The 22,216-nt window shown below is 35.0% G+C and carries 36 protein-coding genes; 34 read left to right on the forward strand and 2 right to left on the reverse strand.

Annotated features, from left to right (window positions below; genetic code table 11):
* Positions 1-98 precede the first annotated feature (98 nt).
* Positions 99-968: a GNAT family N-acetyltransferase gene (locus RPL90_RS09495; RefSeq protein WP_313548301.1), complete on the reverse strand. Its 870-nt coding sequence runs from the start codon at positions 966-968 to the stop codon at positions 99-101.
* Between the two features lie 134 nt (positions 969-1,102).
* On the opposite strand from RPL90_RS09495, the gene RPL90_RS09500 reads away from it, so the two are divergent.
* On the forward strand, positions 1,103-3,241 hold the full coding sequence (locus tag RPL90_RS09500) for a DNA topoisomerase III (protein WP_313548306.1): 2,139 nt from the start codon (positions 1,103-1,105) through the stop codon (positions 3,239-3,241).
* Positions 3,242-3,353: 112 nt separating this feature from the next.
* Positions 3,354-4,688, forward strand: coding sequence for an NCS2 family permease (locus RPL90_RS09505; RefSeq protein WP_313548311.1), 1,335 nt, complete (start codon positions 3,354-3,356; stop codon positions 4,686-4,688).
* Between the two features lie 67 nt (positions 4,689-4,755).
* Here RPL90_RS09505 and RPL90_RS09510 read toward each other — a convergent pair whose 3' ends face one another.
* On the reverse strand, positions 4,756-5,142 hold the full coding sequence (locus RPL90_RS09510) for a hypothetical protein (RefSeq protein WP_313548316.1): 387 nt from the start codon (positions 5,140-5,142) through the stop codon (positions 4,756-4,758).
* A 358-nt stretch (positions 5,143-5,500) separates the two neighbouring features.
* Between RPL90_RS09510 and rpsJ the strand changes: the two genes are divergently transcribed.
* The 32 genes from rpsJ (at position 5,501) to RPL90_RS09670 (ending at position 22,214) form a co-directional block, all read left to right on the forward strand.
* A complete protein-coding gene (gene rpsJ, locus RPL90_RS09515; protein ID WP_001118667.1) occupies positions 5,501-5,809 on the forward strand; it encodes a 30S ribosomal protein S10 in 309 nt (102 codons plus the stop codon).
* A gap of 27 nt (positions 5,810-5,836) precedes the next feature.
* Entirely contained in the window at positions 5,837-6,499 is a 663-nt protein-coding gene (rplC, locus tag RPL90_RS09520; protein ID WP_061853482.1) for a 50S ribosomal protein L3, read from the forward strand.
* A 26-nt stretch (positions 6,500-6,525) separates the two neighbouring features.
* Entirely contained in the window at positions 6,526-7,149 is a 624-nt protein-coding gene (gene rplD / locus RPL90_RS09525; protein WP_195716514.1) for a 50S ribosomal protein L4, read from the forward strand.
* Complete coding sequence (gene rplW, locus RPL90_RS09530) at positions 7,149-7,424, forward strand: 50S ribosomal protein L23 (RefSeq protein WP_002482614.1); 276 nt, start codon at positions 7,149-7,151, stop codon at positions 7,422-7,424. Before rplD ends, rplW begins: the two co-directional genes overlap by 1 nt.
* Before the next feature lie 30 nt (positions 7,425-7,454).
* The gene (gene rplB / locus RPL90_RS09535) at positions 7,455-8,291 is read left to right on the forward strand and encodes a 50S ribosomal protein L2 (RefSeq protein ID WP_313548341.1); all 837 of its coding nucleotides are present in this window, start codon (positions 7,455-7,457) and stop codon (positions 8,289-8,291) included.
* A 67-nt stretch (positions 8,292-8,358) separates the two neighbouring features.
* Positions 8,359-8,637: a 30S ribosomal protein S19 gene (gene rpsS / locus RPL90_RS09540; RefSeq protein WP_048792969.1), complete on the forward strand. Its 279-nt coding sequence runs from the start codon at positions 8,359-8,361 to the stop codon at positions 8,635-8,637.
* Between the two features lie 28 nt (positions 8,638-8,665).
* Positions 8,666-9,019: a 50S ribosomal protein L22 gene (gene rplV / locus RPL90_RS09545; RefSeq protein WP_048792968.1), complete on the forward strand. Its 354-nt coding sequence runs from the start codon at positions 8,666-8,668 to the stop codon at positions 9,017-9,019.
* Between the two features lie 24 nt (positions 9,020-9,043).
* On the forward strand, positions 9,044-9,700 hold the full coding sequence (gene rpsC, locus RPL90_RS09550) for a 30S ribosomal protein S3 (RefSeq protein ID WP_061853479.1): 657 nt from the start codon (positions 9,044-9,046) through the stop codon (positions 9,698-9,700).
* Positions 9,701-9,702: 2 nt separating this feature from the next.
* Complete coding sequence (rplP, locus tag RPL90_RS09555) at positions 9,703-10,137, forward strand: 50S ribosomal protein L16 (protein WP_048792966.1); 435 nt, start codon at positions 9,703-9,705, stop codon at positions 10,135-10,137.
* Positions 10,127-10,336 (forward strand): 50S ribosomal protein L29, encoded by a 210-nt coding sequence (gene rpmC, locus RPL90_RS09560; protein WP_002482620.1) that lies wholly within the window; start codon positions 10,127-10,129, stop codon positions 10,334-10,336. The genes rplP and rpmC overlap by 11 nt, the downstream gene beginning before the upstream one ends.
* Before the next feature lie 25 nt (positions 10,337-10,361).
* Entirely contained in the window at positions 10,362-10,625 is a 264-nt protein-coding gene (gene rpsQ / locus RPL90_RS09565) for a 30S ribosomal protein S17 (RefSeq protein WP_002509268.1), read from the forward strand.
* Between the two features lie 30 nt (positions 10,626-10,655).
* Positions 10,656-11,024, forward strand: a complete 369-nt coding sequence (rplN, locus tag RPL90_RS09570; RefSeq protein WP_048792965.1) for a 50S ribosomal protein L14 — start codon at positions 10,656-10,658, stop codon at positions 11,022-11,024.
* A 36-nt stretch (positions 11,025-11,060) separates the two neighbouring features.
* Positions 11,061-11,378: a 50S ribosomal protein L24 gene (gene rplX, locus RPL90_RS09575; protein ID WP_048792964.1), complete on the forward strand. Its 318-nt coding sequence runs from the start codon at positions 11,061-11,063 to the stop codon at positions 11,376-11,378.
* Between the two features lie 25 nt (positions 11,379-11,403).
* Positions 11,404-11,943 carry a 50S ribosomal protein L5 gene (gene rplE, locus RPL90_RS09580; protein WP_313548355.1) on the forward strand — a complete coding sequence of 180 codons (540 nt, stop codon included), beginning with the start codon at positions 11,404-11,406 and terminating at the stop codon, positions 11,941-11,943.
* Between the two features lie 22 nt (positions 11,944-11,965).
* A complete protein-coding gene (locus RPL90_RS09585; RefSeq protein WP_046208421.1) occupies positions 11,966-12,151 on the forward strand; it encodes a type Z 30S ribosomal protein S14 in 186 nt (61 codons plus the stop codon).
* Positions 12,152-12,181: 30 nt separating this feature from the next.
* The gene (rpsH, locus tag RPL90_RS09590) at positions 12,182-12,580 is read left to right on the forward strand and encodes a 30S ribosomal protein S8 (RefSeq protein ID WP_195720208.1); all 399 of its coding nucleotides are present in this window, start codon (positions 12,182-12,184) and stop codon (positions 12,578-12,580) included.
* A 24-nt stretch (positions 12,581-12,604) separates the two neighbouring features.
* Positions 12,605-13,141 (forward strand): 50S ribosomal protein L6, encoded by a 537-nt coding sequence (gene rplF, locus RPL90_RS09595; RefSeq protein WP_313548368.1) that lies wholly within the window; start codon positions 12,605-12,607, stop codon positions 13,139-13,141.
* Positions 13,142-13,172: 31 nt separating this feature from the next.
* Positions 13,173-13,535, forward strand: coding sequence for a 50S ribosomal protein L18 (rplR, locus tag RPL90_RS09600; RefSeq protein WP_313548373.1), 363 nt, complete (start codon positions 13,173-13,175; stop codon positions 13,533-13,535).
* Positions 13,536-13,556: 21 nt separating this feature from the next.
* On the forward strand, positions 13,557-14,057 hold the full coding sequence (gene rpsE / locus RPL90_RS09605) for a 30S ribosomal protein S5 (protein ID WP_048792959.1): 501 nt from the start codon (positions 13,557-13,559) through the stop codon (positions 14,055-14,057).
* A gap of 14 nt (positions 14,058-14,071) precedes the next feature.
* Positions 14,072-14,251 (forward strand): 50S ribosomal protein L30, encoded by a 180-nt coding sequence (gene rpmD / locus RPL90_RS09610; protein WP_195720212.1) that lies wholly within the window; start codon positions 14,072-14,074, stop codon positions 14,249-14,251.
* Between the two features lie 16 nt (positions 14,252-14,267).
* Positions 14,268-14,708 (forward strand): 50S ribosomal protein L15, encoded by a 441-nt coding sequence (gene rplO / locus RPL90_RS09615; protein WP_048792958.1) that lies wholly within the window; start codon positions 14,268-14,270, stop codon positions 14,706-14,708.
* On the forward strand, positions 14,708-16,000 hold the full coding sequence (secY, locus tag RPL90_RS09620; protein WP_313548379.1) for a preprotein translocase subunit SecY: 1,293 nt from the start codon (positions 14,708-14,710) through the stop codon (positions 15,998-16,000). Before rplO ends, secY begins: the two co-directional genes overlap by 1 nt.
* Positions 16,001-16,019: 19 nt before the next feature.
* Positions 16,020-16,670 carry an adenylate kinase gene (locus tag RPL90_RS09625; protein WP_313548382.1) on the forward strand — a complete coding sequence of 217 codons (651 nt, stop codon included), beginning with the start codon at positions 16,020-16,022 and terminating at the stop codon, positions 16,668-16,670.
* 205 nt (positions 16,671-16,875) lie between these two features.
* Complete coding sequence (gene infA, locus RPL90_RS09630; protein ID WP_001118443.1) at positions 16,876-17,094, forward strand: translation initiation factor IF-1; 219 nt, start codon at positions 16,876-16,878, stop codon at positions 17,092-17,094.
* A 31-nt stretch (positions 17,095-17,125) separates the two neighbouring features.
* A complete protein-coding gene (rpmJ, locus tag RPL90_RS09635; RefSeq protein ID WP_048792955.1) occupies positions 17,126-17,239 on the forward strand; it encodes a 50S ribosomal protein L36 in 114 nt (37 codons plus the stop codon).
* Positions 17,240-17,261: 22 nt separating this feature from the next.
* Positions 17,262-17,627: a 30S ribosomal protein S13 gene (gene rpsM / locus RPL90_RS09640; RefSeq protein ID WP_061853473.1), complete on the forward strand. Its 366-nt coding sequence runs from the start codon at positions 17,262-17,264 to the stop codon at positions 17,625-17,627.
* Between the two features lie 23 nt (positions 17,628-17,650).
* Positions 17,651-18,040 (forward strand): 30S ribosomal protein S11, encoded by a 390-nt coding sequence (gene rpsK, locus RPL90_RS09645; protein WP_048792953.1) that lies wholly within the window; start codon positions 17,651-17,653, stop codon positions 18,038-18,040.
* Between the two features lie 76 nt (positions 18,041-18,116).
* A complete protein-coding gene (locus tag RPL90_RS09650) occupies positions 18,117-19,061 on the forward strand; it encodes a DNA-directed RNA polymerase subunit alpha (RefSeq protein WP_048792952.1) in 945 nt (314 codons plus the stop codon).
* Between the two features lie 18 nt (positions 19,062-19,079).
* Positions 19,080-19,448 (forward strand): 50S ribosomal protein L17, encoded by a 369-nt coding sequence (gene rplQ / locus RPL90_RS09655; RefSeq protein WP_048792951.1) that lies wholly within the window; start codon positions 19,080-19,082, stop codon positions 19,446-19,448.
* Positions 19,449-19,748: 300 nt separating this feature from the next.
* Positions 19,749-20,558, forward strand: a complete 810-nt coding sequence (locus RPL90_RS09660; RefSeq protein ID WP_313548404.1) for an energy-coupling factor transporter ATPase — start codon at positions 19,749-19,751, stop codon at positions 20,556-20,558.
* The gene (locus RPL90_RS09665; protein ID WP_313548409.1) at positions 20,555-21,418 is read left to right on the forward strand and encodes an energy-coupling factor transporter ATPase; all 864 of its coding nucleotides are present in this window, start codon (positions 20,555-20,557) and stop codon (positions 21,416-21,418) included. Before RPL90_RS09660 ends, RPL90_RS09665 begins: the two co-directional genes overlap by 4 nt.
* Positions 21,408-22,214 carry an energy-coupling factor transporter transmembrane component T family protein gene (locus tag RPL90_RS09670; protein WP_313548413.1) on the forward strand — a complete coding sequence of 269 codons (807 nt, stop codon included), beginning with the start codon at positions 21,408-21,410 and terminating at the stop codon, positions 22,212-22,214. Before RPL90_RS09665 ends, RPL90_RS09670 begins: the two co-directional genes overlap by 11 nt.
* Positions 22,215-22,216: the final 2 nt, after the last annotated feature.

Here is a 22,216-nt window from a genome sequence, read left to right on the forward strand (position 1 = left end):
TCGTAGTGCAATTATGGAGTGTTAATGGCGAGATAAATAAAGTAAAAGCACCATTCCGTAATCAAGGAACAATGCTTTTATTATTAATATAGTAATTGCTATAAATAGGCTTTGACATACTTATATTTTTTAAATTCATGATTAACATGAAAGCCAAGTTCATTAAAACGTGTTACAAGTTTGTTATTTTTACTACGTATTTTGAAGTATATTTTTTTTACGTCATAGTTTTGGAAGGCAAAGTGTAGTACATACTTTAATAATTCAAAAGCTATACCTTTAAAACGATAATCGGCGTGAGACGCAAAATATTTAATCTCGGCCGTTTGTTGATTTTCAAATATTTGTAAGTAAACGTACCCTTTTAACAAACCTTCTGACATAAACATAAATAAATGATTATTTTCTTGTAAGGAATCAATGATTTCGCTACCCGTCATAGCATTATGTGTAAACGTACTTTTATGTAATTTATTAAATGAGCGAAAATACGCTGGGTGATATTCGGTAATATTTTGTGTAGGGCCGATTTCCCCGACGTCGGTATCAGTTTCTAAATAATAATCGGTAAAATTATAAGATGCACCTATCGTTTTCATAGGTGAGTAAAAGTATTGTTGTACTTTTTCAAAAGAAAAGTTGAAGTTAGCACTATCAGGTTGATCGTTAGTCATCGCTTGAAATAAATAATCAAAATCTTCAATTGTATATTGTACATTAGGGTTAATTAATGGGCCTATGACTTTATACTTGTTTGTTTCGTATGGGAAAGCCAGTAACATCATTGTTAATTGCGCTTTGTCATTTTGTATTGCATAAACGCCTGGATGGTCAATAACGTCTTTAAGAAATGCATCAAATTGTTTATGTGCTTGAGGAAGTTTATATAAATAAGATGCCATTTCATAATTTGCAGATTCTATAAAAGACTTTATTTGATCTATATCATTAACATTAACTATAGTCATGAAATACCTCCTTGTTATTTAAAACAGTTACCAGTATTTAGTTTAATTATATGTATTTTTTGTCGTAAATGGAAGTTAAGATGTGTTTGATACATGTTACAATAACGATATTAAACATTTGAAAGGGCGTAATTATGAAATCTTTAATATTAGCTGAGAAACCCTCAGTAGGCAAAGATATTGCTAAAGCTTTAAATATTACTACATCACGCAATGGCTATTTTGAAAATAATAACTATATTGTAACATGGGCGCTAGGACATTTAGTAACGAATGCTACTCCAGAACAATATGATAAAAACTATAAAGAATGGAAATTGGATGATTTACCTATCATTCCAAATAAAATGAAAACGGTAGTTATCAATAAAACAAAGAAACAATTTCAAACGGTACAAAGGCTACTTCAAAAAGATGAAGTTCAAAATATTATAATTGCTACCGATGCAGGTAGAGAAGGGGAACTCGTTGCTCGATTAATCTTAGATAAAGTACATAATAAAAAACCAATACAAAGATTATGGATTAGTTCTGTGACGAAAAGAGCGATTGTCGAGGGATTTAAAAAGTTAAAAGACGGGCGTCAATTTAATCAACTATACAAAGCTGCTTTAGCAAGAAGTGAAGCGGATTGGGTTGTTGGCATTAATGCAACAAGAGCTTTGACTACAAAATATGATGCGCAATTATCTTTGGGACGCGTACAAACACCAACAATTAAATTAGTAGAAATGAGACAAACAGAAATAAATAATTTCACCCCAGAGACGTATTATACTTTAAATATTAATGTTGATGGATTGTCATGTCAGTGTATAACACCACAACAATCAACAAATAGAGAGGTTTATGAAAAAATAGCAACAGACATTAAGGGTCTAAATGTTGAGGTGAATTCGATAAATAGAAAAAGAAAGAAAGCTTTTCCACCTAAGTTATTTAATTTAACGGATTTACAACAAGAAGCTTATAAAAGATTTAAGTATGGGCCTAAAGAAACGCTTAATACTTTGCAACATTTATACGAACGACATAAATTAGTTACTTACCCACGTACAGACGCGAATTATTTAACTGAAGATATGGTGACTACCATTAAAGATAGATTGAAAGCTTTAATGGCAACTGATTACAAAGCTTATGCTAAAGCTCAAATGGGTTATAATTATAGTGTGAACGATAGTTTTATAAATAATAATAAAGTTTCAGATCATCATGCTATTATTCCAACTGAAGTGAGACCAGACATGGAAGCATTATCGCCAAAAGAACAAAAGATTTATATGATGATAGCACAAAGGTTTTTAGCAAATTTAATGCCACCACATGAATATGAAGCGATTGAATTAGCATTATCTATCAACGATTATAAATTTGTTTACAAAGATAAAATTTCAACAAAATTAGGATTTAAAGCATTATTTAATAATGAAGATCAAACATTCACATTAGATTCTAAGTGGCAACAAGGGGCTAATATAAAAGTAAATAAAGTAAATGTTAATGAACATGAAACAACACCACCTTCATACTTCAATGAAGGTTCATTATTAAAAGCTATGGAAAGTCCGCAAAAGTTTTTCAAATTTAATGATCATAAACATAGTAAAACGTTGAAAGAAGCAGGTGGTATAGGGACAGTTGCAACGCGAGCAGACATTATAGAAAAATTGTTCAATATTAATGCGATTGAATCTAAAGACGGCAAAATTAAAGTAACTAATAAAGGAAAGCAATTATTAGACTTAGCTCCTGAACAACTTACATCGCCATTATTAACCGCAGAGTGGGAAGATAAATTAATGATGATTGAGCAAGGTAAATACGATGCGCGTAAATTTATGGAAGAAATTAACTCATTTACTAAAAAAATTATATCTACTATCAAAGACAGTGAACAAAAATATAAACATGATAATCTCACAGCAACCGAATGTCCTACTTGTGGCAAATTTATGTTAAAAGTTAATACGAAAAACGGTTCTATGCTTGTATGCCAGGACCCCAATTGCAAAACTAAAAAAAATGTTCAATCTAAAACGAATGCGCGTTGCCCTAAGTGTCATAAAAAAATGACTCGTTTCGGCACTGGAAAAGATGCAACATATAGATGTGTTTGTGGTCACACAGAGAGTCAGGCACAAATGGATAAACGTCACAAAACTAAAAAGAATGACAAAGTTTCCAAAAAAGATATGAAAAAATACTTAAATAAAGACGAGGGACTTGAAAATAACCCATTCCAAGATGCGCTGAAAGGGCTGAAATTTTAACTTTTATCGAACTTAAAAGAAGTATTTGTTATAAAAGTTCGGATTTACTATTGTGTTTTACGGCGCTGGATATTAAAATATTAAGGTATTTTAATAAAAGGGAGACTTAACTGTGAAAAAATACTTTAAGTTCAAGGAACATAACACTAGCTTCAAAAAAGAGATATTAGGTGGGTTAACTACATTTTTATCTATGGCTTATATTTTAGCCGTCAATCCACAAGTGTTAAGTTTGGCAGGGGTTAACGGTGCTACAGCAAGTATGAAAATGGACCAAGGCGCAATTTTTGTTGCCACAGCGTTAGCTGCTTTTGTTGGTTCGTTATTTATGGGGTTAATTGCAAGGTATCCGATTGCCCTGGCCCCAGGAATGGGATTAAATGCCTTTTTCGCTTTCACTGTCGTGTTAACAATGGGCATACCTTGGCAAATAGGTTTAACTGGCGTACTCTTTTCTGGCATATTCTTTGCTATTTTAACAATGACTGGATTACGGGAGACGATTATTAACGCCATACCTCATCAAATGAAAATGGCAGTATCGGCTGGTATCGGATTATTTATTACGTTTGTTGGACTTCAAAGTTCAGGTGTTATCGTTAAAAATAAATCAACGTTAGTAACGTTAGGTCATATTACTGACGGAACAGTATTACTTACTATATTTGGTATTATCATCACCGTTGTGATGTATGTTAAGAAAGTGCCTGGTGCGATTTTTATCGGTATGATTTTAACTTCAATCTTAGGCATGTGTACTGGTCTAATACATACACCATCTGGCATTGTAGGGAAAATCCCTAGCATTTCTCCTACCTTTGGTGCGGCATTTGATGCATTTAAAGATCCGGGACAATTATTTACAGTACAATTTTTAATTGTTATTTTAACTTTCTTATTTATTGATTTCTTTGATACGGCAGGAACGCTTGTTGCGGTTGCTACACAAGCAGGAATTATGAAGGATAATAAATTACCGCGTGCAGGTAGAGCATTATTCTCAGATTCATTGGCAACAATTGTAGGCGCTATATTCGGTACTACGACTACAACATCTTATATTGAATCAACAGCAGGTGTGGCTGTGGGTGCTAGAACTGGATTTGCTAGTATCATTACTGGTTTCTGTTTCTTACTTGCGATTTTCTTTAGTCCATTAATCGAAATTGTAACGAGTGCCGTAACAACACCAGCATTAGTAGTAGTTGGTGTATTAATGGCTGCCAACTTTGCAGAAATTGAATGGAAAAAATTCGAAGTAGCAGTACCGGCGTTTATAACGATTATTATGATGCCTTTATCATACTCAATTGCTACAGGTATAGCATGTGGATTTGTATTCTATCCAATAACAATGCTGATCTCGAAAAGACATAAAGAAGTACATCCAATGATGTATGGTTTAATGGTACTGTTTATTCTTTACTTTATATTTGTTCATGGTTAAAAAAGAAACCCGTTAACGCAAAAATTGTTTGCGTTAACGGGTATTTATTTTCCATATAATATAAAAATTAGTTTTTATTATGTCTATCTTCTGTATAAATTACACGTGCATTTTTATTAGGAACATAAATTGGCGCCGACCAGACAATAAGAAGAAAGAATAATAATAGGAAGAAAAGAATCCAATGCGCTACCATACCGATAAATGGTATAAAAGCAATAATCGATCCGATAATACCGAACAATGGAATTACTGCCATTGGTTTGATTGCGTTTTGTTTATCTACTATTAAAATAATTAACATAATTAAATATAAAAACATATTTACAAATAATGGTTGCCAGCTCAAACCTAATATAAAACTTCCACCAAGGAAGGGAATACCGTAAAATAATTCACTTAGTAATAAAACGATAGTTAATACAATCAATATATTTCTAATACTTGATTTCATTCTAATATTCACCACCTAACAATTACTATTATATATGAAATGAAAATATATTAATATTAATTTGAAAGTCAAATAAAACTTTAAAGGTTACTATTTAAGTAATTTCTTAAAAACGGTTGAAGAATAACAGGATTTCAAGTACAATTGCAAAGTATGTGTTAGACAAAAAGTGAAAAGTTTTATAGAAAAGCTTGATAAATCAGTGCTTTTCGTGTAACATATCTAATGTTGGACTTTAAGGAAATGCGATGAAGCGAAAGGTTACTGACACACCCGGCCGCTTTGCCATGGCGTTGTGTAAGATAGTTTTCGTGGAGAAGTCTATCACTTAAATGTAGACGAATAAGGAGGGAAAATTATGGCAAAACAAAAAATCAGAATCAGATTAAAAGCTTATGATCACAGAGTAATCGATCAATCAGCTGAGAAAATAGTTGAAACTGCGAAACGTTCTGGAGCAGATGTTTCTGGACCGATTCCATTACCAACTGAAAAATCAGTTTACACGATTATCCGTGCTGTACATAAGTACAAAGATTCTCGTGAACAATTCGAACAACGTACTCATAAACGTTTGATTGACATTGTTAACCCAACACCAAAAACAGTTGATGCTCTAATGGGCTTAAACTTACCATCTGGTGTAGACATCGAAATTAAATTATAATAGAAAAAATTAGGAGGTGGACTTTCGATGACCAAAGGAATCTTAGGAAGAAAAATCGGGATGACACAAGTGTTCGGTGAGAACGGTGAATTAATCCCAGTAACAGTAGTAGAAGCAGGTCAAAATGTTGTATTACAAAAGAAAACTGAAGAAGTTGATGGATACAACGCAATTCAAGTAGGTTTTGAAGACAAAAAAGCTTACAAGAAAAATAGTAAAACAAACAAATATGCAAGCAAACCAGCTGAAGGTCATGCTAAAAAAGCTGACACAGCACCTAAGCGCTTCATTCGTGAATTCAGAAACGTTAACGTTGATGAATACGAAGTAGGTCAAGAAGTCTCAGTTGATAAATTTGAAACTGGTGACATCATTGATGTTACAGGCGTATCAAAAGGTAAAGGTTTCCAAGGCGCAATTAAACGCCATGGACAAGCACGTGGACCAATGGCTCACGGCTCTCATTTCCATAGAGCGCCAGGTTCTGTAGGTATGGCTTCAGATGCGTCAAGAGTATTCAAAGGACAAAAAATGCCAGGACGTATGGGTGGTAATACTGTAACAGTACAAAACTTAGAAGTCGTTCAAGTAGATGCTGATAATAATGTGATTTTAGTAAAAGGTAATGTGCCTGGACCTAAAAAAGGCTTATTAGAAATTTCAACTTCAATTAAAAAAGGTAATAAATAATAAATAACGAAAGGAGGAAAAGCATAATGGCTAATTATGATGTATTAAAAGTAGACGGAACTAAATCAGGTTCAGTTGAATTAAATGATGCAGTTTTTGCAATCGAACCAAACACAGACGTTCTATTTGAAGCAATCACTTTACAACGTGCTTCATTACGCCAAGGTACTCATGCTGTTAAGAATCGTTCAGCAGTACGTGGTGGTGGACGTAAACCATGGAGACAAAAAGGTACAGGACGTGCGCGTCAAGGTACAATTCGTGCGCCACAATGGCGCGGTGGTGGTATCGTATTCGGACCAACACCTAGAAGTTATGCTTACAAAATGCCTAAGAAAATGCGTCGTTTAGCTTTACGTTCAGCATTATCTTACAAAGTACAAGAAAGTGCTTTAACAGTTGTAGATGCGTTCCAATTAGACGCCCCTAAAACTAAAGAATTTAAAACTGCGCTTTCTAACTTAAAACAACCTAAAAAAGTATTAGTAGTAACAGACTCAGAAGATGTTAACGTTGAATTATCAGCTCGTAACATCCCTGGCGTTCAAGTTTCTACAGCTCAAGGGTTAAACGTATTAGACATAACAAGTGCTGACAGTGTAGTAATCACAGAATCAGCTGCTAAAAAAGTTGAGGAGGTGCTCGGATAATGGAAGCAAGAGACGTTCTTAAGCGCCCCGTAATCACTGAAAAATCATCAGCTGCAATGGCTGAAGATAAATATACATTCGACGTAGATACTCGTGCTAACAAAACACAAGTTAAAATTGCTGTCGAAGAAATCTTTGATGTAAAAGTTGATAATGTAAACATCATCAACTACAAACCAAAGAAAAAACGTATGGGCCGTTACCAAGGCTATACAAACAAAAGACGCGTAGCAATTGTTAAATTAAAAGAAGGATCAATCGATCTATTCAACTAAAATAAATTACCAATAAGGAGGTAAGCGACAATGGCTCTTAAAAAATACAAGCCAATTACTAATGGTCGTCGTAATATGACTACGTTAGATTTCGCTGAAATCACGAAAACTACACCTGAAAAGTCATTATTACAACCGCTACCGAAAAAAGCGGGACGTAACAACCAAGGTAAATTGACAGTTCGCCACCATGGTGGAGGACACAAACGTCAATACCGTGTTATTGATTTTAAACGTAATAAAGATGGAATCACTGCTAAAGTTGATTCAATTCAATATGATCCAAACCGTTCAGCAAACATTGCATTATTAGTTTACGCTGATGGTGAAAAACGCTACATCATTGCTCCTAAAAACTTACAAGTAGGACAAGTATTAGAGAGTGGTGACAATGCGGATATTAAAGTAGGTAACTCATTACCACTTCAATTCATCCCAGTAGGTACAGTGATCCACAATATCGAATTAAAACCTGGTAAAGGTGGACAACTTGCTCGTTCAGCAGGTGCAAGTGCTCAAGTACTTGGTAAAGAAGGAAAATATGTTTTAATCAGATTAAGATCTGGTGAAGTACGTATGATTCTTTCAACTTGCCGCGCAACTATTGGTCAAGTTGGTAACATCCAACATGAACTTGTAAACATTGGTAAAGCTGGTCGTTCAAGATGGAAAGGTATTCGCCCAACTGTTCGTGGTTCTGTAATGAACCCTAACGATCACCCACACGGTGGTGGTGAAGGACGTGCTCCTATCGGTAGACCATCTCCAATGTCACCTTGGGGTAAACCTACGCTTGGTAAGAAAACACGTCGTGGTAAGAAATCATCTGATAAACTTATCGTACGTGGACGTAAGAAGAAAAAATAATAACAACAACTTATTGGAGTGTGCGGCTTAACCGCTGCACGCACTAAATAAGAAGGGAGGCGCCACTATGGCTCGTAGTATTAAAAAAGGACCTTTCGTCGATGATCATTTAATGAAAAAAGTCGAAGCTCAAGGCGAAAGCGAAAAAAAACAAGTAATTAAAACTTGGTCACGTCGTTCAACTATTTTCCCTAACTTCATCGGTCACACTTTCGCAGTATACGATGGACGTAAACATGTACCTGTATTCGTTACAGAAGATATGGTTGGTCACAAATTAGGTGAATTCGCTCCAACTCGTACATTCAAAGGACACGCTGCAGACGACAAAAAAACAAGAAGATAATTTCTAACAAGTAGAGGAGGAAATCCGAATGGAAGCAAAAGCGGTTGCTAGAACAATAAGAATCGCACCTCGTAAAGTTAGATTAGTATTAGATCTAATTAGAGGTAAAAACGCTGGAGAAGCTATTGCTATTTTAAAATTGACTAACAAAGCTTCATCACCGGTTGTTGAAAAATTATTAATGTCCGCTTTAGCAAATGCTGAACATAACTATGACATGAATACAGATGAATTAGTTGTTAAAGAAGCTTATGCTAATGAAGGACCAACATTAAAACGTTTCCGTCCACGTGCACAAGGTCGTGCAAGTGCGATCAACAAACGTACAAGCCACATTACTATCGTCGTAAGTGACGGCAAAGAAGAAGCTAAAGAAGCTTAATACATTATTTAAGGAGGGAATACTGTGGGTCAAAAAATTAATCCAATCGGACTTCGTGTCGGAGTAATCCGTGACTGGGAAGCTAAATGGTACGCAGAAAAAGACTTCGCTTCACTATTACATGAAGACTTAAAAATCCGTAAATTTATTGATAACGCATTAAAAGAAGCATCAGTTTCTCACGTTGATATTGAACGTGCTGCTAACCGTATCAACATCGCTATTCATACTGGTAAGCCAGGTATGGTCATTGGTAAAGGCGGTTCAGAAATTGAAAAACTTCGTAATAAATTAAACACATTAACAGACAAAAAAGTACACATTAACGTAATTGAAATCAAAAAGGTTGATTTGGATGCTAAATTAGTAGCTGAAAACATCGCACGTCAATTAGAAAACCGTGCTTCATTCCGTCGTGTACAAAAACAAGCTATTACTAGAGCTATGAAACTTGGTGCTAAAGGTATCAAAACACAAGTATCTGGTCGTTTAGGCGGAGCAGACATCGCTCGTGCTGAACAATATTCAGAAGGAACTGTTCCACTTCATACATTACGTGCTGACATTGGTTACGCACACGCAGAAGCTGACACTACTTACGGTAAATTAGGTGTCAAAGTATGGATCTATCGTGGAGAAGTTCTTCCTACTACTAAGAACACTAGTGAAGGAGGAAAATAATAATGTTACTACCAAAACGTGTAAAATATCGTCGTCAACATCGTCCTAAAACAACTGGTCGTTCTAAAGGCGGTAATTATGTAACATTTGGTGAGTATGGTTTACAAGCAACTACAACGTCTTGGATCACTTCTCGTCAAATCGAATCAGCTCGTATTGCTATGACACGTTACATGAAACGTGGCGGGAAAGTTTGGATTAAAATCTTCCCACATACACCATATACTAAAAAACCTTTAGAAGTACGTATGGGTGCTGGTAAAGGTGCTGTTGAAGGCTGGGTTGCAGTAGCAAAACCAGGTAGAATTTTATTTGAAATCGCAGGCGTTAACGAAGAAGTTGCGCGTGAAGCATTACGTTTAGCAAGTCACAAACTTCCTGTAAAAACTAAGTTTGTAAAACGTGAAGAATTGGGTGGTGAAACAAATGAAAGCTAAGGAAATTAGAGACTTAACCACTTCAGAAATAGAAGAACAAATCAAATCTTCAAAAGAAGAGCTTTTTAACCTACGCTTTCAGTTAGCTACAGGTCAATTAGAGGAAACTGCACGTATTCGCACAGTAAGAAAAACGATTGCACGTCTAAAAACTGTTGCTCGTGAAAGAGAAATTGAACAAGGTAAAGCGAATCAATAATTAATTGAAAGAGGAGGTTACAAAAGTGAGCGAAAGAAATGATCGTAAAGTTTATGTAGGTAGAGTCGTTTCAGATAAAATGGACAAAACTGTAACTGTACTTGTTGAAACATACAAAACACACAAATTGTACGGTAAACGAGTAAAATACTCTAAAAAATACAAAACTCATGATGAAAACAACTCAGCTAAGTTAGGGGACATCGTTAAGATTCAAGAAACTCGTCCTTTATCAGCTTCTAAACGTTTCCGTTTAGTTGAAATTGTTGAAGAATCAGTAATCATATAATACACAATATAGATAAAGGAGGTTTAACTCATGATCCAACAAGAAACACGTCTAAAGGTAGCAGATAACTCTGGTGCTCGTGAAGTTCTTACAATCAAAGTATTAGGTGGATCTGGTCGTAAAACAGCTAATATCGGTGACGTTATTGTTGCTACTGTTAAAAATGCAACACCAGGTGGCGTTGTTAAAAAAGGCGAAGTAGTAAAAGCTGTTGTAGTACGTACTAAATCAGGTGTACGTCGTAATGACGGTTCATACATTAAATTTGATGAAAATGCATGTGTAATCATTCGTGACGACAAAGGCCCACGTGGTACTCGTATTTTCGGTCCTGTTGCTCGTGAATTACGTGAAGGGAACTTCATGAAAATCGTATCACTAGCTCCAGAAGTACTTTAATAATTATTTAATAAAAAGCTTAAGGAGGTGCCACGCATGCATATCAAAAAAGGTGACAACGTAAAAGTTATCGCAGGTAAAGACAAAGGTAAAGAAGGTAAAGTTGTTTCTACTGAACCTAAAAAAGACCGTGTCGTTGTGGAAGGTGTTAACGTAATTAAAAAACACCAAAAACCAACTCAATTTAATCCTGAAGGTGGAATCTTAGAAACAGAGGCAGCAATCCATGTTTCTAACGTACAATTATTAGACCCTAAAACGAATGAACCAACACGTGTTGGATATAAATTCGAAGATGGCAAAAAAGTTCGTATCGCTAAAAAATCTGGCGAAGAAATCAAATCTAATAATTAATAACTAGTTGAAAGGAGGATCCACTTTGAACCGTTTAAAAGAAAAATTCAACTCTGAAGTTACTGAAAGCTTAGTTAAGAAATTTAATTATAGTTCAGTAATGGAAGTACCAAAAATTGAAAAAATTGTTGTAAATATGGGTGTAGGTGACGCAGTTCAAAACTCTAAAGTGTTAGATAACGCTGTAGAAGAGTTAGAATTAATCACTGGTCAAAAACCATTAGTTACAAAAGCTAAAAAATCTGTTGCTACTTTCCGTTTACGTGAAGGTATGCCTATCGGAGCTAAAGTTACATTACGCGGCGAAAGAATGTATGATTTCTTAGACAAATTAATCGCTGTATCTTTACCTCGTGTACGTGACTTCCGTGGTGTTTCAAAATCAGCATTCGATGGAAGAGGTAACTACACTTTAGGTGTTAAAGAACAATTAATTTTCCCAGAAATTGACTATGATAAAGTATCAAAAGTACGCGGAATGGATATCGTTATCGTTACTACTGCTAACACTGACGAGGAAGCTCGTGAATTGTTAACACAATTCGGTATGCCATTTCAAAAATAATCTCTAAAAGGAGGCTAATTAAGTGGCTAAAAGTTCAATGGTTGCTAAGCAACAAAAAAAACAAAAGTTCCAAGTACGTGAATATACTCGTTGTGAACGTTGTGGTCGTCCACATTCTGTATATCGTAAATTCAAATTATGCCGTATTTGTTTCCGTGAATTAGCTTATAAAGGCCAAATCCCTGGCGTTCGTAAAGCTAGCTGGTAATAAAAAGAGGATGAAAGGAGGCAACAATCAATGACATTATCAGATCCAATTGCAGACATGCTAACTCGTGTAAGAAACGCTAACATGGTTCGTCACGATAAATTAGAATTCCCTGCATCTAATATTAAAAAAGAAATTGCCGAAATCTTAAAAAGTGAAGGTTTCGTTAAAAACGTTGAATTTGTAGAAGACGATAAACAAGGTGTTATTCGTTTATTCCTTAAATATGGTCAAAACAATGAACGTGTTATCACTGGATTAAAACGTATCTCTAAACCAGGTTTACGTGTATATGCTAAAGCTAACGAAGTACCAAAAGTACTTAACGGATTAGGTATTGCTTTAGTTTCAACTTCTGAAGGTGTAATCACTGACAAAGAAGCTAGAAAACGTAACATTGGTGGAGAAATCTTAGCTTACGTTTGGTAATAATAAATAAGGAGGTGCGATAACATGAGTCGTGTTGGTAAAAAAATTATTGACATTCCAAGTGACGTAACAGTAAGTATTGATGGCAATACAGTTACTGTTAACGGTCCTAAAGGTGAATTATCAAAAACATTAAATGAAAGAATGACATATAAACAAGACGAAAACACATTAGAAGTTGTAAGACCTTCTGATTCTAAAGATGATAGAACAGTACATGGTACAACTCGTGCTTTAATCAATAATATGATTCTTGGTGTTTCTCAAGGTTTCCAAAAAACGCTTGAACTTGTTGGTGTGGGTTACCGTGCTCAAATGCAAGGTAACGACTTAGTACTTAACGTTGGTTATTCTCACCCAGTTGAAATTAAAGCTGAAGACGGTATTACTTTCGCTGTTGAGAAAAATACAACTGTAACTGTTTCAGGTGTATCTAAAGAACAAGTGGGAGCTATTGCTTCTAACATCCGTTCAACTAGACCTCCAGAACCTTATAAAGGTAAAGGAATTCGTTACCAAGGTGAATACGTTCGCCGTAAAGAAGGTAAAACTGGTAAATAATAAATAACTTTCTATAGAAAGGAGTATTGCAATGATCAGCAAAATTGATAAAAACAAAGTACGTTTAAAAAGACATGCGCGTGTTCGTACTAAATTATCTGGCACAGCTGAAAAACCACGTTTAAACGTTTATCGTTCAAACAAGCACATCTATGCTCAAATTATCGATGACGTTAAAGGTGTAACTTTAGCTCAAGCCTCAACTCAAGACAAAGATATCGCAAGTGAATCAACTACAAAAGTTGACTTATCTGCTAAAGTAGGCGAATCAATCGCTAAAAAAGCAAGCGATAAAGGCGTAACTGCTATCGTATTTGACCGTGGAGGTTACTTATATCATGGTCGTATTAAAGCGTTAGCTGAAGCAGCTCGCGAAAACGGTTTAGAATTTTAATTTAAAGGAGGGACAAATTACATGGCTCGTAGAGAAGAAGAAACTAAAGAATTTGAAGAACGCGTTGTTACAATCAACCGTGTTGCAAAAGTTGTTAAAGGTGGACGTCGTTTCCGTTTCACTGCTTTAGTAGTAGTAGGAGATAAGAACGGTCGCGTTGGCTTTGGTACTGGTAAAGCACAAGAAGTTCCAGAAGCAATCAAAAAAGCTGTAGAAGCAGCGAAAAAAGATTTAGTTGTAGTTCCACGTGTTGAAGGTACTACGCCTCATACGATCACTGGACGCTTCAGTTCAGGTAGCGTATTCATGAAACCAGCTGCACCTGGTACAGGTGTTATTGCAGGTGGACCAGTTCGTGCTGTCCTAGAATTAGCTGGAATCACTGATATTTTAAGTAAATCATTAGGATCTAATACTCCAATCAATATGGTTCGTGCAACTATTAATGGATTAAAAAATCTTAAAAATGCTGAAGAAGTTGCGAAATTACGTGGCAAATCAGTCGAAGAATTATACAATTAAGGAGGGAAAGAGTTATGGCTAAATTACAAATTACCCTCACTCGTAGTGTTATTGGTCGTCCTGAAACACAACGTAAAACTGTTGAAGCTTTAGGTTTGAAAAAAACTAATTCTTCAGTAGTTGTTGAAGATAACCCTGCAATCCGTGGGCAAATCAACAAAGTAAGTCACTTATTGACTATAGAAGAAAAATAATTAAGGAGGTGCCGAAATGAAATTACATGAGTTAAAACCAGCAGAAGGTTCACGTAAAGAACGTAATCGCGTTGGACGTGGTGCGGCTACAGGTAACGGTAAAACAAGTGGACGTGGACAAAAAGGTCAAAAAGCACGTTCAGGTGGTAAGGTAAGACCAGGATTTGAAGGTGGTCAATTACCTTTATTCCGTCGTTTACCAAAACGTGGTTTCACTAACATTAACCGTAAAGAATATGCTATTGTTAACTTAGACCAACTTAATAAATTTGAAGAAGGTACTGAAGTAACTCCAGCTTTATTAGTAGAATCCGGTGTAGTTAAAAGTGAAAAATCTGGTATTAAAGTATTAGGTAACGGTTCACTAGAGAAAAAATTAACAGTAAAAGCTCATAAATTCTCTGCTTCTGCAGCAGACGCTATTGATGCAAAAGGTGGAGCACACGAGGTGATCTAATGATTCAAACGCTTGTGAGCTTCTTTCAAACAAAAGAAGTTCGTAACAAGATCTTTTTTACACTCGCAATGTTAGTTATTTTCAAGATAGGTACTTATATTCCAGCACCTGGCGTAAATCCAGCTGCCTTTGACAGTAATCAAGGTTCTCAAGGTGTCACTGATTTGTTAAATACATTTGGTGGTGGAGCCTTGAAGAACTTTTCAATCTTTGCAATGGGAATAATGCCTTACATTACTGCATCTATCGTAATGCAGTTATTGCAAATGGATATTGTTCCTAAGTTTACAGAATGGGCAAAACAAGGTGAATCGGGTAGGAAGAAGCTAAATAATTTCACACGTTATTTCGCTATTATTCTTGCCTTCATTCAATCCATTGGTATGGCTTTCCAGTTTAACAACTACCTAAAAGGTCAATTGATCATGGATCAATCAATCTTTAGTTATTTGTTAATTGCCGTTGTCTTAACATCAGGCACAGCATTCCTAATTTGGTTAGGTGAGCAAATAACACAATTTGGTGTTGGTAATGGAATTTCAATTATTATCTTTGCAGGTATTCTATCTACGCTTCCGTCATCACTTATCCAATTTTACCAACAAGCATTTGTTGGCCAAGACGATGTCACTTTAGCATGGCTTAAAGTAATTGGAATAGTTATCGGAATGATATTACTAACGATTGGGGCTATTTACGTATTACAAGCAATTCGTAAAATACCAATTCAATATGCAAAGAAACAATCAGCACAACGTCTAGGTTCTCAAGCGACATATTTACCATTAAAAGTTAACTCAGCAGGGGTTATTCCTGTTATCTTTTCAATGGCATTCTTTTTATTACCTAGAACGTTAACATTATTTTTCCCTGATGCTGCTTGGGCACAAAAAGTATCAGATGTGGCTAACCCATCAAATAATATCGGAATGATTGTGTATGTAGTATTAATTATTGCATTCGCATATTTCTATGCTTTTGTTCAAGTTAACCCAGAAAAAATGGCTGAAAATCTTAAGAAGCAAGGCAGTTACGTTCCGGGAATCAGACCTGGAGAACAAACAAAAAAATATATTACTAGAGTACTCTATCGATTAACATTCGTTGGATCAATCTTCTTAGCTGTAATTGCTATTTTGCCGATAATTGCGACTAAATTTATGGATTTACCCCAGTCAATTCAAGTTGGTGGTACAAGTTTACTAATCGTAATTGGTGTAGCTATTGAAACGATGAAGAGTCTTGAAGCTCAAGTGAGCCAGAAGGAATATAGAGGCTTTGGTGGTAGATAAATTGTAGGAGGGCACTTTTATGAATATCATTTTAATGGGTTTACCTGGCGCAGGTAAAGGAACTCAAGCGAGTGAAATTGTAAAGAAATTCCCAATTCCACACATATCTACTGGTGACATGTTCAGAAAAGCGATTAAAGAAGAGACAGATTTAGGTAAAGAAGCTAAATCGTACATGGATCGTGGAGAATTAGTTCCTGATGAAGTTACTGTGGGTATCGTTAAAGAAAGAATTTCTGAAGACGATGCAAAAAAAGGATTCTTATTAGATGGCTTCCCTCGTACTATTGATCAAGCAGAAGCATTAAATGACATCATGAAACAATTAGACAGAGACATTGATGCTGTTATCAATATTGAGGTTCCTGAAGAAGAATTAATGAACCGCTTAACAGGTCGTCGTATCTGTCCTAAATGCGGAACAACATATCATCTAGTCTTTAACCCACCTAAAGAAGATGGCATTTGCGATCTTGATGGTGAAAAGTTATATCAACGTGAAGATGATAACCCTGAAACAGTTGCTAATCGTTTAGACGTTAATGTTAAACAATCAAAACCTATTTTATCTTTTTATGATGAAAAAGGCGTATTGCAAAACATTGATGGTTCAAAAGATATCAACAAAGTCACAGAAGACGTTATTTCTATCTTAGATGAATTGAAATAATATTAACTTTATACGGTCTATGTATTGCAGTCATCTTATTTGAGTAAGTATTTACGTATTGAAAAAATAAAATAATATAAGAGTGACGTATAGCGTAAGTAATTCTTTTATTTTTGTTGACTTATTAACACGCACTGATAGACACGTATGGTTACAGTTGATAGATGACGATAACCAACTATAGTAAAAAGGGGGAAGTTAATAAATGGCTAAACAAGATGTAATAGAATTAGAAGGTACTGTATTAGATACTTTACCAAATGCTATGTTTAAAGTAGAATTAGAAAATGGTCATGAGATTTTGGCACACGTTAGTGGTAAAATCAGAATGAATTATATTCGTATTCTACCTGGCGACAAAGTAACAGTAGAAATGTCTCCGTATGATTTAACTCGCGGAAGAATCACTTATCGTTATAAATAATCGTCACTCCATAATATAGGGAGGTATAAAAATGAAAGTAAGACCATCAGTAAAACCAATTTGCGAAAAATGTAAAGTCATTAAACGTAAAGGTAAAGTTATGGTAATTTGTGACAATCCTAAACACAAACAAAAACAAGGTTAATAAAAGAGAGGTGTAAATAAATATGGCACGTATAGCAGGAGTGGATATTCCACGTGAAAAACGCATCGTTATTTCATTAACATACGTATACGGTATCGGTACTACGACAGCTCAAAAAATCGTAGAAGAAGCTAACGTTTCAGCTGAAACTCGCGTTAAAGATTTAACAGATGACGAATTAGGTCGTATCCGTGAAGTAGTAGACAGTTATAAAGTTGAAGGTGACTTACGTCGTGAACAAAACTTAAACATCAAACGTTTAATGGAAATTTCATCATATCGTGGAATCCGTCATCGTCGTGGTTTACCAGTACGCGGACAAAAAACTAAAAACAATGCTCGTACTCGTAAAGGCCCAGTTAAAACTGTAGCTAATAAGAAAAAATAATAGGTAAAGGAGGCAAAATTTAAATGGCACGTAAACAAGTATCTCGTAAACGTAGAGTGAAAAAGAATATTGAAAATGGAGTAGCTCATATCCGTTCAACATTCAATAATACAATCGTAACAATTACTGACGAATTTGGTAATGCATTATCTTGGTCATCAGCAGGTGCATTAGGTTTTAAAGGTTCAAAAAAATCTACACCATTCGCAGCACAAATGGCAGCTGAAACAGCATCAAAAACAGCTATGGAACATGGTTTAAAATCTGTAGAATGTACAGTTAAAGGCCCAGGTCCTGGTCGTGAATCAGCTATCCGTGCTTTACAATCAGCTGGTTTAGAAGTAACAGCAATCCGTGACGTTACTCCAGTACCACATAATGGTTGTCGTCCACCAAAACGTCGTCGCGTATAATTTTATTGTTATTGTCACAGGTCACTGAGAAATACAGTACAAATCTAGTCGACGTAGTCAAGGAGGATATTTGTAAATGATAGAAATCGAAAAACCTAGAATTGAAACAATAGAAATTAGTGAAGATGCTAAATTCGGTAAGTTCGTTGTTGAACCACTAGAACGTGGCTATGGTACTACACTAGGAAACTCCTTACGTCGTATCCTACTATCTTCATTGCCAGGCGCAGCCGTTAAATATATCGAAATCGAAGGTGTACTTCACGAGTTCTCTGCAATAGACAATGTAGTTGAAGACGTTTCTACAATCATTATGAACGTTAAAAAACTAGCATTAAAAATCTATTCAGAAGAAGATAAAACGTTAGAAATCGATGTTAAGGATGAAGGCGAAGTAACTGCAAGTGACATTACTCATGATAGTGATGTTGAGATTTTAAATCCAGAACTGAAATTGGCGACTGTTTCTAAAGGTGGACATTTAAAAATCCGTCTTGTTGCAAACAAGGGTAGAGGTTACGCATTAGCAGAACAAAATAACACTAGTGATTTACCAATTGGAGTAATTCCTGTTGATTCACTATATTCACCTGTAGAACGTGTTAACTACACAGTAGAAAACACACGCGTAGGTCAAAGTAGTGATTTTGACAAATTAACACTAGATGTGTGGACTAATGGTTCTATTACGCCACAAGAATCAGTTTCATTAGCAGCAAAAATTTTAACTGAACACTTAAATATCTTTGTTGGATTGACTGACGAAGCACAAAACGCTGAAATCATGATTGAAAAAGAAGAAGATCAAAAAGAAAAAGTACTTGAAATGTCTATTGAAGAACTCGATTTATCTGTTCGTTCATACAACTGTTTAAAACGTGCAGGCATTAATTCTGTTCAAGAATTAGCTGACAAATCTGAAGCAGACATGATGAAAGTGCGTAATTTAGGTCGTAAATCACTTGAAGAAGTTAAATATAAACTTGAAGACTTAGGTTTAGGCTTAAGAAAAGAAGACTAATATAAAGGAGGTTAACTCATGGGTTACAGAAAATTAGGTCGTACTTCTGATCAACGTAAAGCAATGTTACGTGACTTAGCTACATCACTTATCGTTAGTGAACGTATTGAAACTACTGACGCGCGTGCTAAAGAAGTGCGTAGTATCGTAGAAAAATTAATTACTTTAGGTAAAAAAGGCGATTTAGCTTCTCGTCGTAATGCAGCTAAAACATTACGTAATGTTGAGATTTTAAACGAAGATGAATCTACACAAACTGCTCTTCAAAAATTATTCGGTGAGATTGCAGAACGTTATACTGAACGTCAAGGCGGATATACTCGTATCCTTAAAGCAGGTCCTCGTCGTGGTGACGGTGCTGAATCAGTAATTATCGAATTAGTATAATTTTAAAATAAATATACGTACTACTATGTATAAAGCAAATGAGTGCAACGATAATGTTTGCCACATACAAATATTGTCTAGCTCAGAGTGCCCCATCAATCAAATACTATTTTAAAGCGTGAACTCAAATAATCTGGTGGGGTGCGCGCTTTTTTATTTAAGCTATAGTTAAAGCTATGGCTTTTTTTATTTGACTATCTTTAAAGTGACGCATTGTTAATGTAGGATATACATAAATATTAAAATCATGTAAAATGGAAAAGTATACATTAATAGGGGCAATAATAGGGGGGCAATGAAATGCAAACTAACGATCAAATTATAAAATTTAATCACGTGTCGTTTAAATATAAAAGTGATGAACCTTATGCTTTAAAAGACGTTTCATTTGCTATCCCTAAAGGGAAATGGACTTCAATTGTTGGTCATAATGGTTCAGGAAAATCAACACTTGCTAAACTAATGGTAGGCATTGAACAGGCTAACGAAGGAAACATGACCTACAATGATCAAGTTATAGATAACGCTAATTTACAAGTTTTACGTAAAAGCATAGGTATTGTTTTTCAAAACCCAGAAAACCAATTCGTTGGTTCAACCGTTGAATTTGATGTTGCTTTTGGTTTAGAAAATCATGCTGTACCTTACGAGGTTATGCATGACATCGTGCCAAAAGCATTGAGTGATGTTCATATGCTCGATAAGGCAAATAAAGAACCCCAATCATTGTCTGGTGGTCAAAAACAACGCGTCGCCATTGCCGGCGTCTTAGCATTGAATACTGAAGTTATTATTTTGGATGAAGCTACTTCAATGTTGGATCCATACGGACGTTCTGCTTTGATTAATCTAGTACGCAAATTAAATCACGAGAAAGAAGTTACAATTATTTCTATTACACATGATTTATCAGAAGCAGCTGAGGCTGATCATTTAATCGTCTTAGATAAAGGGGAGATATTTACCACAGGTACCCCACAACAAGTTTTTGATAAAGGTGAAGCATTGTCCCAAATAGGACTTGATTTACCATTTTCAATGCGTATTCATCAACTGTTGGGTAATCCCTTAAAATATATTTCATATGAAGGGTTGGTAAGTCAGTTATGACGGTCGAATTTAATCAAGTGAATTATGTTTATCAACAAGGTACACCATATGAGTACCACGCTTTGAAAGACGTTACGACACAATTTGATGATGGTAAATATTATGCCGTGATCGGTCAAACTGGTTCTGGAAAGTCGACGTTAATACAACATTTTAATGGTTTATTAAAGCCGACAACCGGAAAAATGCTATTTAATGATATCGTTATTCAACATAAAACCAAAGATAAATTATTACGTGACATACGTAAAAAAGTAGGCATTGTCTTTCAATTTCCAGAATCTCAATTATTTGAAGATAGTGTAGATAAGGAAATCGAATTTGGCCCTAAAAATTTTGGTATGGATATTGAAAAAGTTAAAAAAAGCGCGTTTCAATTGTTGTTAGAATTCGGCTTTCCAAGAGAGATAATGACCTTATCTCCATTTCAAATGTCTGGGGGGCAAATGAGAAAAATAGCTTTAACTTCCATATTAGCTATGGATCCAGACATTATTATTTTAGATGAACCTACAGCTGGTTTAGATCCACAAAGTAAAAAACAAATTATGAGCAAAATTAAAGAATTACAGCAACAACACAATAAAACAATTATATTGATTACACATGAAATGAACGATGTGGCAAAATATGCTGATGAAATCAAATTAATGCATAATGGTGAACTGACAGGTGCTTTAACACCACAGGAATTTTTTGCCGATAATGAATATGTTAATAAATATCAGTTGGATGTTCCCGAGGTAGTTAAATTGCAACGTGATATCGAAGCAAAGTACCATTTCAAGTTCGATAAAGTGGCATTAACAGAAGAAGCGTTTGTGGAGATGTATAAGGAGTGGCGAAGTAATGAAAGATAAGTTTATAATTGGACGTTACCTACCGCTTGATACGCTTATACATCGTTTAGATCCGAGATCTAAGTTGATCTTTGTGTTTTTATTTGTTATTTTAATATTCTTTGCACATTCGTTTGCAACTTACCTATGGTTATTTATTCTTATAATGATAATAGTAAAACTATCTCATATTAAAACATGGTTTTTAATTAAAGGCTTAACACCTATTTGGATTTTTTTAATATTCACATTTATTATGCATTTGTTCGTTACGAAAGGTGGCGTACGAATCTTTGAATTAGGTTTTTTATCAATTGATACGCATGGTATTTTAGAAGGTATATACATCGTACTCCGTTTAATGTTTATTATGATGATTTCAACCGTTATGACATTAACTACGAGTCCCATTGATTTAACTGATGCATTTGAAAAATTATTATATCCTTTGAAATTGATTAAAATACCCGTGCATCAGCTCAGTATGATGATGTCAATTGCGTTACGTTTTATACCAACATTAATGAATGAGTTAGATAAAATAATATTAGCTCAAAAATCTCGTGGTTCTGAACTTAGCAGTGGAACCTTAATAAATAGAATTAAAGCATTTATACCCCTCTTGATTCCATTATTTATTTCAGCATTTCAGCGAGCTGAAGATTTAGCTATAGCAATGGAAGTTAGAGGTTATGATGCCAATACTGAGCGTACGAGTTACCGTGAATTGCAATGGAAGATGAAAGATACGATTGTAGTACTCTTAATTATTCCTATAGCAGTAGTATTAGTTGTACTTAAAAATTTAGGAGTGTAAAA

Source organism: Staphylococcus kloosii (assembly GCF_032139365.1).
Lineage (GTDB): Bacteria > Bacillota > Bacilli > Staphylococcales > Staphylococcaceae > Staphylococcus > Staphylococcus kloosii_A.

Excerpts from the sequence above, each read along its gene's own strand:
- rpsH (WP_195720208.1), top strand. The coding sequence starts at position 12,182 with ATGACATTATCAGATCCAATTGCAGACATGCTAACTCGTGTAAGAAAC.
- rpmC (WP_002482620.1), top strand. The coding sequence starts at position 10,127 with ATGAAAGCTAAGGAAATTAGAGACTTAACCACTTCAGAAATAGAAGAA.
- rpsJ (WP_001118667.1), top strand. The coding sequence starts at position 5,501 with ATGGCAAAACAAAAAATCAGAATCAGATTAAAAGCTTATGATCACAGA.
- rpmD (WP_195720212.1), top strand. The coding sequence starts at position 14,072 with ATGGCTAAATTACAAATTACCCTCACTCGTAGTGTTATTGGTCGTCCT.
- rpsS (WP_048792969.1), top strand. The coding sequence starts at position 8,359 with ATGGCTCGTAGTATTAAAAAAGGACCTTTCGTCGATGATCATTTAATG.
- infA (WP_001118443.1), top strand. The coding sequence starts at position 16,876 with ATGGCTAAACAAGATGTAATAGAATTAGAAGGTACTGTATTAGATACT.
- rpmJ (WP_048792955.1), top strand. The coding sequence starts at position 17,126 with ATGAAAGTAAGACCATCAGTAAAACCAATTTGCGAAAAATGTAAAGTC.
- rplO (WP_048792958.1), top strand. The coding sequence starts at position 14,268 with ATGAAATTACATGAGTTAAAACCAGCAGAAGGTTCACGTAAAGAACGT.
- rpsM (WP_061853473.1), top strand. The coding sequence starts at position 17,262 with ATGGCACGTATAGCAGGAGTGGATATTCCACGTGAAAAACGCATCGTT.
- RPL90_RS09660 (WP_313548404.1), top strand. The coding sequence starts at position 19,749 with ATGCAAACTAACGATCAAATTATAAAATTTAATCACGTGTCGTTTAAA.
- rplX (WP_048792964.1), top strand. The coding sequence starts at position 11,061 with ATGCATATCAAAAAAGGTGACAACGTAAAAGTTATCGCAGGTAAAGAC.
- RPL90_RS09500 (WP_313548306.1), top strand. The coding sequence starts at position 1,103 with ATGAAATCTTTAATATTAGCTGAGAAACCCTCAGTAGGCAAAGATATT.
- rplR (WP_313548373.1), top strand. The coding sequence starts at position 13,173 with ATGATCAGCAAAATTGATAAAAACAAAGTACGTTTAAAAAGACATGCG.
- rplF (WP_313548368.1), top strand. The coding sequence starts at position 12,605 with ATGAGTCGTGTTGGTAAAAAAATTATTGACATTCCAAGTGACGTAACA.
- RPL90_RS09495 (WP_313548301.1), bottom strand. The coding sequence starts at position 968 with ATGACTATAGTTAATGTTAATGATATAGATCAAATAAAGTCTTTTATA.
- rpsK (WP_048792953.1), top strand. The coding sequence starts at position 17,651 with ATGGCACGTAAACAAGTATCTCGTAAACGTAGAGTGAAAAAGAATATT.
- rplP (WP_048792966.1), top strand. The coding sequence starts at position 9,703 with ATGTTACTACCAAAACGTGTAAAATATCGTCGTCAACATCGTCCTAAA.
- RPL90_RS09625 (WP_313548382.1), top strand. The coding sequence starts at position 16,020 with ATGAATATCATTTTAATGGGTTTACCTGGCGCAGGTAAAGGAACTCAA.
- RPL90_RS09650 (WP_048792952.1), top strand. The coding sequence starts at position 18,117 with ATGATAGAAATCGAAAAACCTAGAATTGAAACAATAGAAATTAGTGAA.
- rplC (WP_061853482.1), top strand. The coding sequence starts at position 5,837 with ATGACCAAAGGAATCTTAGGAAGAAAAATCGGGATGACACAAGTGTTC.
- RPL90_RS09510 (WP_313548316.1), bottom strand. The coding sequence starts at position 5,142 with ATGAAATCAAGTATTAGAAATATATTGATTGTATTAACTATCGTTTTA.
- rplN (WP_048792965.1), top strand. The coding sequence starts at position 10,656 with ATGATCCAACAAGAAACACGTCTAAAGGTAGCAGATAACTCTGGTGCT.
- RPL90_RS09665 (WP_313548409.1), top strand. The coding sequence starts at position 20,555 with ATGACGGTCGAATTTAATCAAGTGAATTATGTTTATCAACAAGGTACA.
- rplV (WP_048792968.1), top strand. The coding sequence starts at position 8,666 with ATGGAAGCAAAAGCGGTTGCTAGAACAATAAGAATCGCACCTCGTAAA.
- rplW (WP_002482614.1), top strand. The coding sequence starts at position 7,149 with ATGGAAGCAAGAGACGTTCTTAAGCGCCCCGTAATCACTGAAAAATCA.
- rplB (WP_313548341.1), top strand. The coding sequence starts at position 7,455 with ATGGCTCTTAAAAAATACAAGCCAATTACTAATGGTCGTCGTAATATG.
- rpsE (WP_048792959.1), top strand. The coding sequence starts at position 13,557 with ATGGCTCGTAGAGAAGAAGAAACTAAAGAATTTGAAGAACGCGTTGTT.
- rplQ (WP_048792951.1), top strand. The coding sequence starts at position 19,080 with ATGGGTTACAGAAAATTAGGTCGTACTTCTGATCAACGTAAAGCAATG.
- secY (WP_313548379.1), top strand. The coding sequence starts at position 14,708 with ATGATTCAAACGCTTGTGAGCTTCTTTCAAACAAAAGAAGTTCGTAAC.
- rplD (WP_195716514.1), top strand. The coding sequence starts at position 6,526 with ATGGCTAATTATGATGTATTAAAAGTAGACGGAACTAAATCAGGTTCA.
- RPL90_RS09670 (WP_313548413.1), top strand. The coding sequence starts at position 21,408 with ATGAAAGATAAGTTTATAATTGGACGTTACCTACCGCTTGATACGCTT.